We start from the raw sequence: 15,556 nt of genomic DNA on the forward strand, positions 1-15,556 counted from the left end.
AACGATCCACACCCGGGCCGACTGCCCCAAAGTCTTCTCGCGCCTTGTGGTTATCCGGTTGCGGTGTGCCAGCACGAGTGTCACCCCGGCGACGACGGTTGTCGATGTTTCACGACCAAACAGGCAGGAAGCCCACCCCTTTAGGGGTGGGTAGTTGACTGGTAGCAGCTAGCATTCCTGCAACTACTCCGACTGCCCCCTTGGAGCAGGGCAGATACCGTTACGACTGGCATACACCACCTTCTAGGAACCAGTAGACTCTGGCCCAACATGGAAAATCGCTCGATTATTAACGGAAATCTCCAAGCCGGTTGCACAAGCCTTTATTTTCCCGGTTATCCTGCCTGCCGGGGGTTGATGCAATCCCACTGAGACAAGGGCACACTGTCAAATATCTTCTAAATGGTTGCTCCGTGGAACGAAGGTGTTGTATAGTGCAGGGATCTGCCGGTCACCTAAAATCTGCCCGGGATCCGAGGCCGAAAGTGCTTTCGATACTCTGGATTGAATAACTTCCGGGTGAAAACCCATGTTTTCCCTCGTTGATTGTCTCAGTAGTCTCTTGATCTGATTGACAGAAAGTTATTTATATACTGAACAATAGTGTAGTCGCTGGTCAACTGCCAGGAGATTTCCATCCCTCTTCGCTCGTTTCTATCAAGAAATGGGGCCGTCACTTTCTTCAATCCATTGGGCAGTGACAGACCAGAGGAAGAGCAGCGTGTGGAGGAGTTTTTTCTGCAGTTTGAGTGGCAGTTATCCAGCGCGGAGAGTGTGGCCCTGTCGCAACTGGCTGAAGATCGAGTTCAGGCAGCCAGTCATGTGGCAGCGAAATCCCGCTACCATGGGGATCACATCGCCGCGGTCATCCCGGCCTACAACGAGGGCCTGGTGATCGGATCGGTCGTCCTCCAGGCACGGCAGCACGCCGACCACGTCATCGTCGTCGACGACGGCTCGGCTGACCGGACCGCTGATATCGCCCGGCTCGCCGGTGCCGACGTCATCGAGATGCCGGAGAACGGGGGGAAGGCGAAGGCGATGATGGCCGGGTTCGCCTGGGCCCGGGCCCTCAGCTACGAGGCTGTCGTGATGCTCGACGGTGATGGCCAGCACAACCCTGCCCAGATCCCGGCGGTGGCGGCCCCGGTCCTCGCGGGCGAGGCCGACCTGGTCATTGGTTCCCGGTTCCTTGAGATCCAGGCCGAGATCCCGAAGTACCGCATCGCCGGGCAGAAGGTTCTCAACGGGTTCACGAACCTCTCGGTGGACGGCGGGACCTTCGCGACCACCGACTCCCAGTCGGGCTTCCGGGCTCTCTCCCGGAGGGCCCTTGAGAACCTGACCTTCGTGTCGGAGGGCTACAACATCGAGTCAGACATGATCGCCCACTTCGCCCCTCTCGGCCTGAAGATGACCGAGGTCCCGATCTCGGTCACCTACGACGTCCCCCACAAGCACAAGAAGAACCCGGTCTCCCACGGCTTTGGGGTGCTCGCCCGGATCGTGGGGCTGATCGGGTACAAGCGGCCCCTCCTCTCCTTCGGGATCTCGGGGCTCTTCGTCACGCTGTTCGGGATCGGGGCGGAGTTCTACACCTTCTCGGAGTACTACCGGATCGGGCAGTTCCACTATATCGTCTTCACCGGGGGGTTTGCGGCGCTGATCCTCGGGCTGCTGCTCGTGACGTCGGGGTTGATTTTGAACTCGTTGGTGATGATTACGAAGAGTTCTGCGGCAGCCGGGAGGGGTTCACCATGATTGCGGCTGTGCCTGAGATCAGGTCGGGACTTACCACGGGATATGGTCTGCAAGTTCCCGGCTATTCCGCCAGTTGCCCGATGGGACATGTCTTGGAACTGTCGGTGACAAAGCAGGGAGCAGGATGGACGCATGAGGATCCTTTCAAAACCAATGATATGACCGGGAAATACGTCTTAAAAAAGTCGGTATCAAGATCTCTGCCCAAAAGAATCATAAATAGAACTAAGAAATGTATTCTGATTTCGCTAAATAAACGGGTTGCTGAGGATTTGTGCGAACCTATGGTTATTAAACTCCATGACCCTGCGGTCATTGGCGAGAGATGTGCACCAGAGATCACTCTTAAAATCCTGCGCGGTACTGGTTCATGCGAACCAGTGGAAAGTTTTAGACCAATGAATCAAGTTCGGTTATTGTTTATGTTTGCGTTAAATGTCTGATATTTTCATGGGAGGAAATCAGAGTGCGAATGTGTGGATCTACCCGGTGAGCGGACTATGAGGATTGGATATTTCATAGACATGTTTCCATATCAAAACCCAATTACAGGGAAGATTCTTAAGCAGTCCTCTCCAGGAGGGGCTGGAATAGTCGCATATAACCTTGCAGTTCAAATGGCGAAACGGGGCCATGAAGTCTATGTGTTTACTACGGCACAAAATGAGGATGGCTCCCTATCTAGATATGGTAATATATCGGTAATACGGTACAAGTCCAATTTTACGGTTGGCCAGGGCTCCATTGCTTTAAAGCATTTAATTAGACCGTTTTTCTCAAGCGTCGATCTCGATATTGTACATTCGCACGCTGGTGGCCTCCCCGCCCCGCTAGGAGGTGCCATATACGCCAAAAGGAAGAACATCCCGTTTGTAATTACGCATCACGCAGAGTGGATTGGAGGCTTTGGTACATTTCGTCGTAGAGCAGGGGTGTTCTTATACAACAATCTAATCTGTGATTGGCTTCTCTCCAAGAGCGACATAAATATCGCACCTTCAAAATCATTTGTAGATGTATCGGAGAATTTGAAAAAGTATCGAGATAAAATAGTAATCATACCCAATGGCTTAAATCTACAGGAATTTCAGATTCCTCAATCTAAAGGTGAATGTAGGGACATCTTGAATTTACCCATGGAAAAGAAGATATTGCTTTATATGGGGTCGCTACACCCGCACAAGGGGCCTAACGTATTAATAACGGCGATGGCTCACGTTGTGAAACAGCATCCGAACACATTGTTGCTCATCGGAGGAAAAGGTATCATCGAAGAAGATTTGAAACGGTTGACGGAAGAGTTAAACCTGCAGAACAATGTAAAATTCCTGGGATTCGTTACCAGCAAATCCAAGGCTCTTTACTATAAGGCTTCAGATCTGTTTGTTCTGCCATCGTTAACAGAAAGTTTTGGGATTGTAAATCTAGAGGCTATGGCTAGCGGTTTACCTGTGGTAGCTTCGAGTGTGGGAGGAGTTCCCGATGTTGTTAAAGATGGTATAAATGGCCTGTTGACAATCCCCAGAGATCCTGATGACCTCGCTGAGAAAATTTCGTGTCTGTGCGACTCAGAATCGCTTCGTGACAGACTTGGCAAGACTGGAGAAATACTCTCGAAAGAGTATTCTTGGGAGACAGTCTCAGATAAAACAGAGAGCGTTTATTTAGATCTCATCTGACGTGATTATTGTGACACAGAGAAGAATTGGAGTAATAACATTTCCAATAGCCCGAGCTGGAGTCGAACCATTGTCGAATCTCATAAATATACTACTAAAACAGTCAGATAATCTGCTATATGTTATAACCGGAAACGACGGATCAAAAATTGCCAACATAGACACCAGAATTCAGTCAGTAAATATATATCATCAATTGAAACAAAGCCTATTCGGTAGGGCCATATCATATGCCATTACGCAAATAAGAATTTCTATGTCCGTGTATCTAATGGCAAAAAATGTCGACAGTTGGTTGTTCTTTATAGGTGGAGAATCGTTAGTATTGCCAATAATATCTGCAAAAATCACACAAAAACCGGCCATATTGTTGTTTGCAGGTTCCGACTTAAAATCGTTGGAATCTGGAAATGGCGGTATAATAGCGATATTCCGCCTATTTTCAGAGATTAACCGCATCCTAGCCGATAAACTTATTGTCTATAGTTCACTGCTAATTTCCGAGTGGAACCTCGAGAAATACCGCCACAAAATCCTCATTGCCCATGAACATTTCCTGGATTTCACGACCTTCACCATCACCACGCCCTTGCCTGACCGCCCTCCCCTCCTCGGTTATATCGGCCGGCTGACTGAGGAGAAAGGCGCCCGGAACTTCGCCCTGGCCCTCCTCCTCCTCCTTGGCAACCGGGAGGATCTTCGCGTGCTTATCGGCGGGGACGGGGAGTTGCGGGAGGCGATTTCGGCCTCCCTGCGGGAAGGGGGGGTCGCCGCCCGCGTCGACCTCCCTGGCTGGGTCTCCCGCGACGATCTCCCCAGGTACCTGAACCAGCTCCGCCTCCTCGTCCTCCCCTCCTACACCGAAGGGCTCCCGAACATCATGCTTGAGGCTATGGCCTGCGGAACTCCGGTGCTTGCGACGGCGGTTGGGGCGGTACCAGACGTTATTGTGGATGGGATAACCGGATTTATCATGGAGAACAACTCCCCGGAGTGTATCGCAGAGAATGTTATTCGGGCGCTGGATTCCCCGGACCTGGACCTGATCGCAAAGAGCGGAAAGCAGTTTGTTGAGGAGAATTTCTCTTTTGAATCAACAGTTGCCCGTTGGGAAGAAGTGCTGAGAGTGATGTAAATTGGGTTGAAAAATTTTCGTAAAACCCCGCTAACGTGCTTGCCGTTGAGGGAGTAATCCTCTTGGTTATGATGTCATCTCAAAAGTATTCAGCAACTGAAAGTCCACATGGTTCGGGGTATCTTTACGAACGTTTGCGGAGAGTTAAGCCATACCCGGCTATCAGATTCGTAGATACGGCTTCCCTCAAGGATATCGCGCCTTGGGGAATCGGGAGGGGTGACCCTCCCCTCCCGGCAGAGAGATTTTGAGATGTCCTCTGCCACTTGTGGTGCCGGGCGAGGGGTATGTTTTAAACTTGGGAAATACACTTGGGAAGTCGGTTAGGCTTCCGGAGGGGCGAATGTTCATTGAGCACATTATTTTTGGAATAGGTATCGCGGTCCTGGCCGGCATGATAACGCGAGAAACAAAGGAAAGAGATCGTTCCTGGATTATCGTAGTTGGCGCGATGGCGCCTGATATCGATATAACGGTCGATTTCCTGCATCGGGTAGTGCCTGAGCTCTTCGCTTCCGGTCTTCTGGTGTTGCCTCTTCCATTCCACGGCTCGTTTCATACAATTGGATGCCTCGTTCTCTTTGCCGTGGGAACAGGGCTTATCCTATCACGAACAGGAGTTAAATTTATCCTTGCAGTCTCTTTTGCAGGAATTGGGTTTGGGTCCCATCTGCTTGAAGATGTATTGGTATACTCCCCGCCGGGTTATCCATATCTCTGGCCATTTTCAAGCGAGAAACTCATGCTTCCTATATTTTCAGGAGACTGGGACTGGTTCGGCGTTGCGAATTCGAATGTGCTCATCGTCGCGGTCTGCCTACTTGTAGCGGTGCTTCTCACTCGAGTTCATCGAGAAGGGCTGTCACGCGCCTGACGGACAGAATTCTTTGCTACGGGTTTTTGGACATGGCCTGAGCATCGTACGCTCCAACTGATACCAGGAGGGCAACGCCGTGAAAACCAGTTGCATTGACGACTTTGAGGTGACCAACTGCCCTATTGGTTCATGATCTCACAGTACCCACATCAGTCCTGCTTGAGAAGTGATGCTCCGGGAGTTCGTCAGGTCAGAGGGGCCCGACGTCGTGGATGGGTATACGTTGGTCCCCTTCTTATGGACCCAGCAGCCCGAGTATCATCCAGAGCGCAGGTCTCATACATCCTCACAACCACAACGACCTGATCGGATACAATCTCCTGATGCAAGTGTTTGGATGGTGCTATCCACCCGTTCCTCGGGTACCGGATGCTCTGCATCGCCAATATGACCACTGCCACATTAAATTACTACACTGCCGAATCTCCGCACTTGGGGGAACCCCTCACAAAGATATGGTATCTGTAGCTGCGGGCAGCAAAGTGGACAACTCAGTCTGATTGTTCGATAATATGCAGTCTGATTATTCGATAATATGCCATGCACCTTCTGGTTAAATTGCTCTATCCTGATGAGAGGGGGTATAATCAGAAAAGAATTAATGCCGTCTCACTTCCGGAGTCCGTTTCGACTCGGTCGTCCGTTGAATGGTCTTTGTTGCTTGCATCCTCCCTTCTCCCCTCGGTCATCTCAGTCAACTACCCCCGACTGAAGTCGGGGGCATGCTGCCGTGGGTGGCATCATGCTCTTTGTAGGCTTGCGATTCCACCTCTCCCCCGGCGTCGGGGGAGCGGACCGCAATAGGCCGGTTGACGGCGGCCCTGGCAGCAAGATCGCTGCACTGTGGTGTCGTTTGCGCCAATCGCATGGAACGGTAATCCACAGGAGAGGGTTCCTGCTTCGTGCCTTCTGCGGCGCAACCAGATCTCTCTTCGTGCTCATCCGACATAATGGGCGTCCCTGCGGGGTGAAAGTGTATCGGGATATGCGGGGGGCCGATTCCTCCCCCGACTCAAGTCGGGGGGCTCCTCGGCCCATGATCCTGAAAGATAAAGACGACAACTTCCTGCACGTTCCCAGCCACGTTACCGCAAAAAGAGTGTGGTGTCCTCGTGAGGTGCAGGTGTGCTATTCAATTTCGGGTGCTGTGGCCTCCGGGAGGTGTGCATGCTCTCTGGATCGAGAGCGTGCAACCATCGACGGTTCTCTGTTTGCAGGTCGCAGAATCCATTAACAAAGAGGTACGCCCAGCACTGTGGCGTGGCAGCTCACTGGACACAACAATTTGGAGCCATTCCATGCGAACGCAGCCTCTCGTCAACTCTCCTGAATTGCAGCCGGGAGTTGATGATTAAATGGTTGTAATTTGATACGCGCATGAGGGTTGGCGCAGATGCTATCAATTACCTGACGAGGGACAGAATCACCGCTACATTCACTATGGGTTCTCACCCGGCCCGCACATTCGCCCCGCAGTTTCTCGCCTTCGTAAGTATCACCGACCCCCCGCCATCCCCGAGCACCTCCGTCGCCGCCCCTGCCGCATCCTGCATGTCCGTATCCCCTACGGCGTAGACCGTCGGTCCGAACGAACTCAGGCCCGCCCCGGCAGCGCCGGCCTGCACCATCGCCTCGAGGAGCGAGGAGACGACCGGGTGCTGCATGGCTACCTCGACTTTCTTGAATCCCAGGGCCTGTGTCCTATTGACCGCCGAGCCAAAGAGGTCGAGATCGTGCTCGACAAGCCCCGGGATCATCCGCATGAGCACCTCGTGGCAGAGTTCCCGCACCTCCTCGAGCGGCACCGGGCAGTGCGTGCGGAAGATATCGACCTCCCTTCCCCCGTGCGCCCCCGCACCGACCTCCGGCGTCACCAGCAGGATGCGCCAGTCTTCCGGGAACCGGTGCCGGGCGAGGACCGGCGGCGGTGCGATACCCCGTGATGCCGCCGAGGGACGGAACTCCTGCTTGCCCCCAATAGAGCCGAACCGGTGCCCGCCGTCCAGGATGAACCCGCCCTGCTCGAACGCCGCCGTGCCGATCCCGGAGGTCCCGCCGCGCCCGACGATCCGCGCAAGGTCGAATGCCGGGACGTTCCGGTCGTAGAGCCGGCAGAGGGCGGCGGCCGCGGCAAGCGCAACCTGTGTCCCGCTCCCGAGCCCGGCGTGCTGCCTGGCGGAGGCGTGCAGCGTGAACTCCGCGCCGCCCGGGAGCGCGAGTCCTTCCCTCACCGCCCGGGCGGCCCCGGCAACCCTGTGGCGGGCCGTCTCATCGCCGCCGCGCACGTCGATATCCGTGCTCTTCCGTGCATCGAGCACGCACCCTGGCTCGTCGAGGGTGACCCCGACCCCGCCATCCACCCTCCCCGAGGCACCGTTCATATCGAGCAGGGTGATGTGGATCCGGGATGGGGCATCGACCAGCACCCGGATCTCGTCCGCAAACGCCGTGCAGGGGAAGATCTCCTCAATCGCTATCAGCGGTTCTTCGCGGTGGATGATCCGGTATTTCCTGGAGAGCATCGATTCGCACCGATGGACATTGAACGTCCGCGCCAGGTCCGTACCGGCCGGGACGACGCGGGCGTCCGTGATCTCCCGGCGCGACTCTATCCGGTGGCGGGAGAGGATCCTGCCGATGGGGATATCCGCCCGCATGAGGTCCTGCCTGAACTCCGGGGCAAGCCGCCGGAGCGGGGTGCAGGAGACCGCGTAGATGAGGGTCTCTCCCGTAACGCTGTCCTTTAACTCCACGACACGGTAGTTGACCTCGTCGCCCGGCTCGATATTAAGTGCCGCCGCGATCTTCGGGTCGGCGCCGATGACCTCCTGAAGACGGGTGGTGATGGTGACGGAGTGACCGGTCGCCATCTCGAGGAGGTTTGTCACTGATCCGTCCGTCCCGATGAGGACTTTCTGCATCGGGGAGAGCCTTCCTATACGTTGTTCGATCTCCCGTATCCTCTCGCCGATTCTGTCTGCCGTCAGGGGTTTCATACCTGAGTACGTGATGTGTACAGGGACTACAAAAAGGTGGTGCCGGAGAATGCCGCCCCGTTCCCGGCCCGATTTACCGTGAAAAGAGCAGGGTGAGGAGGTCCGGCGCCTGCATGAGCCCCAACGATCCCTTCGCCGCCTCGCGCTCGGAGAACGCGACAACACCATCCTTCCCCTTCCCGAGTACCGCAAACGGTATTGGGTCCGCGGTGTGAGTCTTAATCCGTATCGGTGTCGGGTGATCGGGGAGGACCGCAACAATCGTCTCCGGCCGGTCCAGGATAATCCCGACCGCCTCGTCGAGCCGCTCGATCGCCCGCACCTTCTCCTCCACGCTTCCCATGTGTCCGGCTTCGTCAGGGGCCTCGACGTGCATGTAGACGAAGTCGAGGCGGTCAAGGGCATCGACCGCGTACCGGGCCTTCGCCTCGTAGTCGGTGTCGAGGAACCCGGTTGCGCCCGGGACGCGGATCACCTCCATCCCGGCGAGGCGGGCGATGCCGCTCAGGAGATCGACTGCGGAGATCACGGCGCCGGCAAGGCCGTACTTCTCGCGGAAGGGCGCAAGGAACGGCCTTCTCCCGCCGCTCCACGGCCAGACGTCGGTGGCCGGGGCCTTTCCCTCCTGCAGGCGGCGCCGGTTGACCGGGTGGTCGGCAAAGACTTCCCGGGACCGTTCCATGCAGTCGAGGAGGATGCCGGCATCGTCTCCGCGCGGGAGGTAGCCGGTGACCGGTTGACCGACGATATCGTGGGGAGGGGTGGTCAGGGCACCGTCTGCCCCGGCCACGACCATCAGGTTCCGGTAACTGACCCCGGGATAGACCCGGACGTCCCCGAGCGCGGCGTCCAGATCGCGGAGGAGTTCGGCGCCTTCGGCGCTGGAGATGTGCCCGGCGTTGAAGTCCTCCATGACCCCGTCCCGGATCGTGACCAGGTTGCACCGGTAGGCCATCTCGCCGTCGCGGAGGGTGATGCCCATGCTTGCCGCCTCGAGCGGCCCTCTCCCGGTATAGGCGGTGTGGGGGTCGTAGCCCAGGATGGAGAGGTTCGCGATATCACTCCCCGGCTCAAATCCCTCCGGGACGGTCCTGAGCATCCCGCACCGGCCCTCCCGGGCGATCCTGTCCATATTCGGTTTTTCTGCATATTCGAGGGGTGTCCTGCCCCCCAGTTCGGCAAGCGGCTCGTCCGCCATGCCGTCTCCGAGAACAATGATGTATTTCATGTAAACCCTTGTGCAATCCAGATAGTGCCTGAAACCCTGACCCGGTCGCTATTGGAGGGGGTGCCGCGTCCCCGTTATCCGAGCATGGCGCGGACCGCCGTGCGCACGCTCTCTTCCGACGTGGTAGGACACCGCCAGCCGAGACTCTTGAGTCTCTCGACCGAGAGCTGCATTCTGGGCACATCCCCGACCCAGCCGCGTGCGCCGCCGGTGAACCGGTAGCGGACGCCGGAAAGCCCCATCTCTTCCGTGACGATATCGGCGATCCTGACAACGTCGATCCAGTCCTCGGAACCGATGTTGAAGGTGTTCACCGTGTCGTGCGAGTGTTCGATCCCGAACTGCACGGCCCGGACGCACCCTCCGACCTCCAGGTAGGACTTCGTCTGCCTGCCGTCGCCGAGGATCTCGAGTTCCCGCGGGTTCTCGCGGAGCTTCCGGATGAAGTCGGAGATGACGCCGTGGCCGCTCCTCTCGCCGATGATGTTTGCAAATCGGTAGACCCATGCCGTCATGCCAAACGAGTGGCAGTACGACGATATCAGCGCCTCACAGGCGAGTTTCGTCGCACCATAGACGGATATCGGCTCAAGCGGGGTATAGGTCTCCGGCGTCGGGATGACGGCGGCATCGCCGTAGATGGTCGAGGTCGAGGTGAAGACCAGTTCCGGCACGCCGTACGCCCGCATCGCCTCGAGCACTCGGTGCGTGGCCATGATATTGTTTCTGATCTGGGAGTCCGGGGTCACGGCGCTCTGCCGGACATCGGGGTCTGCGGCGATGTGATAGACCCGGTCGGCCCCCGCGAAGTGCTCCTGCCAGCCGTCGTCGAGCAGGTTCTGCCTGACGAACGTGACCTGCCCGCCCGCCGCATGCCGTGCGAGATTCCTCTCGGTGCCCGCGCTGCAGTCATCGATGACCAGCACGTCGTCTCCCGCCGCGACCAGGGCATCGACGACGTGCGAACCGATGAAGCCGGCACCGCCCGTTACGATACAGAACATCATAGTGTAATCTCCCTCCCACGCTATAGGGTTACTGGATGGACGGTCTTGCCCATCGGCGATCGGTCGTACGGTCGGAACGGTGAGGACGAGCCAGGGGTCGGCTGCCGCGAGATGGAGCAGGATGGACGGGCAACCGGGACGGTGAATACGTGCAGGATAAAAAGAACCGGGACTCCCTGGAGTATAGGAAAGATCAATACTCGTGCAGGGGCCATTCTACGACCGGACAGTCCGCGTAGGGGCATGTTTTTTACGAATGCTTTTAACTTGTGGGGTTGAAGGGGCGAAGCGAGAAGTCCCCGGTCTTTAGGCCGGGGATGAAAGCGGAGCCCCTTCGTCATTACGATAAGTATATCTACTTTTTGGGTGTAATAATATTATATACCCAATATGAAGTATAAACTTGATAAATCTGCGCATTCGGTCTTCGCACTCTATTATCACTTGGTGATAGTAGTGAAGTATCGCCGGAAAGCGTTGTATTCCGATGATATTCGAGAACGTCTAAAAGAGATTGTATGGGATTTGTCAACCGAATTGGGTATTGATGTGGTTGCACAAGAACCCGCAGAAGATCATTATCATCTTCTCTTCAAAGCAACTCCAAAAACCAATCTCGTTAATGCGGTCAATGTCATAAAAGGAGTATCTTCACGGAGATTACGACAAGAGTTCCCGGAAACAAAGAATCTACTATGGGGAGATTCATTCTGGTCTTCATCGTATTTCCTTGCAACATCGGGACAAGTTAGTCTTGATGTCTTAAAAGAGTATGTGGAATCCCAAACGGAGAAATAAATGATCGCCTCCTACAAGTATCGGGCATATCCAAATGATGTCGTAGAATTACGACTCAACAACGCTCTTGATACTTGTAGGTGGCTTTACAACAAACTTCTTGAAGAGTGTAATACATCACGGGGAAATGGAATATCTCCAACAATGCAAAATTTACAAGCCCGGATTGTTACATTGAAGAAAGAGAATCCACGTCTGAATGAAGTGTATTCGAAAACACTTCAAATGGTAAATTATACACTTTGGAGTAACATCCGTGCTCTTTCTCAAATGAAGAAACGCGGACGAAAGATCGGTAAACTTCGGTTCAAGAGTACGTTTCGATATCGGACGATTAACTACAACCAATCAGGATTCAAGATCGATAGAGAACACGGTACGGTTACATTCTCGAAGATCGGTACGATTCCATTCGATATGTATCGACCATATTCGGGAACCGTAAAAGGAGTTTTGATCACACGATCTCGTGATAAATGGTACGTAGTTATTCAAACTGAACAAAAGGTTTTGACATCGAAACGCGATGGGCGTTCGGTTGGAATTGATGTTGGATTAACTTCATTCGCTATCGATAGCGATGGTGTTGTAATTGAGAATCCTCGATTCTATGAACATTCGTTGAAGAAAATTCGTAAATTACATCGGAGTGTGTCTCGGAAACAGAAGTTTTCGCAAAACTGGAAGAAAGCGGAATGTAAGTTATCGAAGGTGTATGAGCATGTTACGAATCAAAAGAAAGATTTTCTTCACAAATTGTCTCGATACTACGTTGATACGTATGCGACCGTATGTATTGAAGATTTAGATATCAAACGACTTAAAGAGAAAGGTAATTCCACAGGGTTGCATCGGAGTATTCATGATGCTTCATGGGGTCGATTCTATTCTTATCTTATGTACAAGGCTGAAAGTGCTGGTACGAATATCATTAAAGTCGATCCCCGGAATACTTCTCAAATGTGTTCAAACTGTGGAAGTATCGTGAAAAAGACACTTTCTGATCGAATCCACGAATGTCCATACTGTGGATTTATTGCAGATCGAGATTATAATGCTGCGGTGAACATTCACCGCGTGGGGATGGAACAGCCCTTTGAGCCTGTAGAGGTAATACCGCTACATCACAGAAATGTGATGCAAGTATTATTGATGAAGCAGGAAGCCCCGCCCGAGAGGCGCGGGGTAGTTCACTATACTGAAGTGATAAGGAGCAGTTGAATTGAGAACGGTATGCATCCGTGATGGTGCTGATCGGCCTCCGGCCGCTTTCAGCATACAGGCGTCCATCAACCACAGCGATGAAGAAGCCCGCATGCGAACCCGGAGAGTTGGGTCATGAGTCCGCGTCCGGACCTGCGGGAACACGCCGGGATCTACCTGCGCGGTCTCGCTATGGGGGCCTGCGACATCATTCCCGGCGTCTCGGGGGGGACGATCGCTCTCATCACCGGGATCTACGAGCGGCTGGTCGGAGCCATCGGCAGCGTTGACCCGGCCTCGGTGAAACATCTCCTCAAGGGCGACTTCGGCTCTCTCAGGGCAGACCTTGAAAAAATAGATCTCCCCTTCCTCATCGTCCTCCTTGCCGGGATCGGCACCGCCTTCCTCGTGATGTCCGGGGTGATCCTCTTGCTCCTTACCGACCACGCGGTCGAGACCTACTCCTTCTTCCTCGGTCTGATCATCGCCTCTGCGGTCGTTATCTTCCTTGAGATCCGCTCTCCGAATGCGGCCACCCTCGCCTATCTCGCCGTCGGGATCGGCGGCGGGTACCTCCTCGGGGGTCTCGGGCACTTTAATGTCGGTCACTCCCTGCCGGTCCTCTTCCTCACCGGGATGGCGGCGCTCTGTGCCATGATCCTCCCCGGGATCTCGGGGGCCTACATAACTCTGGTCCTTAACCAGTACGAGTTCATGCTTGCGGCGCTCCGGGCCCTCTCCCTCCCCGAGATCGTCGCCTACATCGCCGGTGGGGTTACAGGACTCCTCCTCTTTACAAAGGCCCTCAAGTATCTTCTCGAGACCTACCACGGGGCAATGCTTGCCCTGCTCACCGGGCTGATGCTCGGCTCATCGCGGATGCTCTGGGAGACGGGGTCCGCGGCCGGGGATATGGTGACCGGCGGCTGGATCTTCTTCATAGCCGGTCTCGTCGTCGTCGGCGCGGTGGAGTATCTCAAGAGACGCTACCAGGGCACCGGTGCCTGATTTTTGCCTCTTTTTTTGGGGCGATCCGAAACCTTACTTCCACCCGGAGGGCAACGAGGTACCTATCATGTTTATCGGCATCGACCACGGCACTACCGCGATGCGCTTCTCCACCGGAAACGAGGAGTTCAAGATATCCCGTGAAGAGGCCAGGCAGTTCTCGGCCGGCGACCTCGGCCGCCTCTCTCCTCTCGACGAGATCGAGGGTATTGCCGTCTGCTACTCGATGGGCGACGGAATCTCGGCCATCACCGATATCAGAAAGGTCCAGAACCGGGGGGTCGTCTCCCGGGAGGGCGCCGGCAAGCACATCGGCGGCGGCACCCGGGTCTACGACGAGATCAGAGCAAGCGGTCTTCCGGCCGTGGTGATCCCCGGGCTGCACCGCGGATCGCCGACCGACTCGCGGTTCAAGGCCTACTCCCACCAGGCGAGCCCCGAGAAGATCGGGATCCTGTATGAGGTCTCGCGCGACCTGGGGGGGGATATCGTGGTCTGCGACGCGAGTTCGAACACCGTCACCCTTCTTTCGACCGGCGGCCGGATCACCGGTGCGTTCGATGCCTGCATCTTTGCGCCGGGCACCCGGCACGGCGCTCTCGACGTGGATGCCATTCGCCGTATCGACCGGGGCGAGTCCTCCGCAAACGACTCCTTCCTTCGTGCGGGCGTGAACCATACGATGCCTCCTGAACTTCGGGTAGAGACGATGGCCATGTTTGCTGCGATGGAATGTGCCGCGATGCTGCTCATCAACCCCGGCGCAAAGGTCGCCCTCGCCGGCTCCATGGCGCCCGCCATCGCGCCGGGGGTCGGGGCTCTCCTCTCCCGGGAGGTCGCCGTCTACGACGAGTGGTGTGCGGCCCGGGGGCTTGCCGGGATTGCCCGCGATGTCTTCTCGGGAGCGACCGGGGTCCTCGGGCTCGCGGTGGAGCGGTAGCCGTCTTTACATTCTCCCGGTGCGGCCGGTTCGTCCCCCGAGAAAATCCGGGCGGAGAGGCCTCCTGTTTCGTATCCTTTTATGTGGTGCCGGGTAGTACAGTGGATTCAACGAGGGAGGATTAGTGACAGGTATGCAACCGGACTGCCCCAACATCGCAGCTCTCATGCTCCTGATGACGTCACGTCTCGAAGAGACGGCACGTTCCATAGATCAGGAGAGTGCAGGTCAGCTTCTCGATGAGATTCTCTACGCCAAACGGATCTACCTTGCCGGAGCCGGGCGTTCCGGCCTCGTCGCGCGGGCGTTCGCCCAGCGCCTCATGCACCTTGGGTTTGAGAGTTACGTCATCGGCGAGACGATCACGCCTGCGTTCGGGCGCGGAGACGTTCTTATAGCCTTCTCAGGCTCGGGTGAGACCCGGTCCGTCGTGGATGCATGCGAGACCGCCCGGGAGATCGGGGGGAAGATCTGTCTCGTCACGTCGACGCCGGACTCGCACATCGGCCGCATGGCCGACTGCATCGTTGAGATCGGGAACGATCTCCTCAAGGATGCGGATATCCCGCACGACTTTGAGATCCGCCAGCTTACCGGGCAGTATCGATCGGTCTCAGGATCCTTCGCCCCGCTGGGGACCCTCTTTGAGACCGCAGCACTGGTCTTTTCGGACGCAATTGTCTCCGCCCTGATGGAGGTGCGGCACTGCACGCTCGATGAACTCAAGAGCCGTCTTGCGAACGTCCAGTAGGCGGGGGCCGGGGCTCCCGGCATCATGGTCTCCTCCGCCGGGAGGACCATCTCTCTTATAAGGGCCTGCTTTCTTTGCCTCCGATGTTCACGAGGTTTCCGGGCGAGCATGACCGCACCGGCGTTTCCACGCGCATGGGGGCAGGTTGCGTCCGGAAACGGGTGCAGAGGCGT

At 56.0% G+C, this 15,556-nt stretch carries 13 protein-coding genes; 10 read left to right on the top strand and 3 right to left on the bottom strand.

Going from position 1 to position 15,556, the window contains the following annotated elements:
* The first annotated feature begins 822 nt into the window (after nt 1-822).
* The 5 genes from PLN84_RS00335 to PLN84_RS00355 all read left to right on the top strand — a co-directional run bounded on the left by PLN84_RS00335 (nt 823) and on the right by PLN84_RS00355 (nt 5,449).
* Nucleotides 823-1,761 (top strand): glycosyltransferase family 2 protein, encoded by a 939-nt coding sequence (locus tag PLN84_RS00335; protein ID WP_292385211.1) that lies wholly within the window; start codon nt 823-825, stop codon nt 1,759-1,761.
* Nucleotides 1,758-2,204, top strand: a complete 447-nt coding sequence (locus PLN84_RS00340; protein ID WP_292385210.1) for a hypothetical protein — start codon at nt 1,758-1,760, stop codon at nt 2,202-2,204. The genes PLN84_RS00335 and PLN84_RS00340 overlap by 4 nt, the downstream gene beginning before the upstream one ends.
* Before the next feature lie 57 nt (nt 2,205-2,261).
* Nucleotides 2,262-3,440, top strand: coding sequence for a glycosyltransferase family 4 protein (locus PLN84_RS00345; RefSeq protein ID WP_292385208.1), 1,179 nt, complete (start codon nt 2,262-2,264; stop codon nt 3,438-3,440).
* A 10-nt stretch (nt 3,441-3,450) separates the two neighbouring features.
* A complete protein-coding gene (locus PLN84_RS00350; protein WP_292385206.1) occupies nt 3,451-4,575 on the top strand; it encodes a glycosyltransferase family 4 protein in 1,125 nt (374 codons plus the stop codon).
* Between the two features lie 343 nt (nt 4,576-4,918).
* A complete protein-coding gene (locus PLN84_RS00355) occupies nt 4,919-5,449 on the top strand; it encodes a metal-dependent hydrolase (protein ID WP_292385205.1) in 531 nt (176 codons plus the stop codon).
* 1,451 nt (nt 5,450-6,900) lie between these two features.
* On the opposite strand, the gene PLN84_RS00360 is transcribed toward PLN84_RS00355, so the two are convergent.
* The 3 genes from PLN84_RS00360 to PLN84_RS00370 all read right to left on the bottom strand — a co-directional run bounded on the left by PLN84_RS00360 (nt 6,901) and on the right by PLN84_RS00370 (nt 10,683).
* Nucleotides 6,901-8,448, bottom strand: a complete 1,548-nt coding sequence (locus tag PLN84_RS00360) for a beta-ribofuranosylaminobenzene 5'-phosphate synthase (RefSeq protein ID WP_292385203.1) — start codon at nt 8,446-8,448, stop codon at nt 6,901-6,903.
* A 73-nt stretch (nt 8,449-8,521) separates the two neighbouring features.
* A complete protein-coding gene (locus PLN84_RS00365; protein WP_292385201.1) occupies nt 8,522-9,676 on the bottom strand; it encodes a cofactor-independent phosphoglycerate mutase in 1,155 nt (384 codons plus the stop codon).
* Nucleotides 9,677-9,750: 74 nt separating this feature from the next.
* Nucleotides 9,751-10,683, bottom strand: coding sequence for an NAD-dependent epimerase/dehydratase family protein (locus PLN84_RS00370; RefSeq protein WP_292385200.1), 933 nt, complete (start codon nt 10,681-10,683; stop codon nt 9,751-9,753).
* A gap of 390 nt (nt 10,684-11,073) precedes the next feature.
* Between PLN84_RS00370 and tnpA the strand changes: the two genes are divergently transcribed.
* The 5 genes from tnpA to hxlB all read left to right on the top strand — a co-directional run bounded on the left by tnpA (nt 11,074) and on the right by hxlB (nt 15,383).
* Nucleotides 11,074-11,481, top strand: a complete 408-nt coding sequence (gene tnpA, locus PLN84_RS00375) for an IS200/IS605 family transposase (RefSeq protein ID WP_292385198.1) — start codon at nt 11,074-11,076, stop codon at nt 11,479-11,481.
* Nucleotides 11,482-12,702, top strand: coding sequence for a transposase (locus PLN84_RS00380; RefSeq protein ID WP_292385197.1), 1,221 nt, complete (start codon nt 11,482-11,484; stop codon nt 12,700-12,702).
* A gap of 117 nt (nt 12,703-12,819) precedes the next feature.
* Nucleotides 12,820-13,692, top strand: a complete 873-nt coding sequence (locus PLN84_RS00385) for a DUF368 domain-containing protein (protein ID WP_292385195.1) — start codon at nt 12,820-12,822, stop codon at nt 13,690-13,692.
* 67 nt (nt 13,693-13,759) lie between these two features.
* On the top strand, nt 13,760-14,632 hold the full coding sequence (locus PLN84_RS00390; RefSeq protein ID WP_292385193.1) for a methanogenesis marker 12 protein: 873 nt from the start codon (nt 13,760-13,762) through the stop codon (nt 14,630-14,632).
* A 133-nt stretch (nt 14,633-14,765) separates the two neighbouring features.
* Nucleotides 14,766-15,383 carry a 6-phospho-3-hexuloisomerase gene (gene hxlB / locus PLN84_RS00395; protein WP_292385260.1) on the top strand — a complete coding sequence of 206 codons (618 nt, stop codon included), beginning with the start codon at nt 14,766-14,768 and terminating at the stop codon, nt 15,381-15,383.
* Nucleotides 15,384-15,556: the final 173 nt, after the last annotated feature.

The sequence above is a fragment of the Methanoculleus sp. genome (genome assembly GCF_035363275.1).
Taxonomy (GTDB): domain Archaea; phylum Halobacteriota; class Methanomicrobia; order Methanomicrobiales; family Methanoculleaceae; genus Methanoculleus.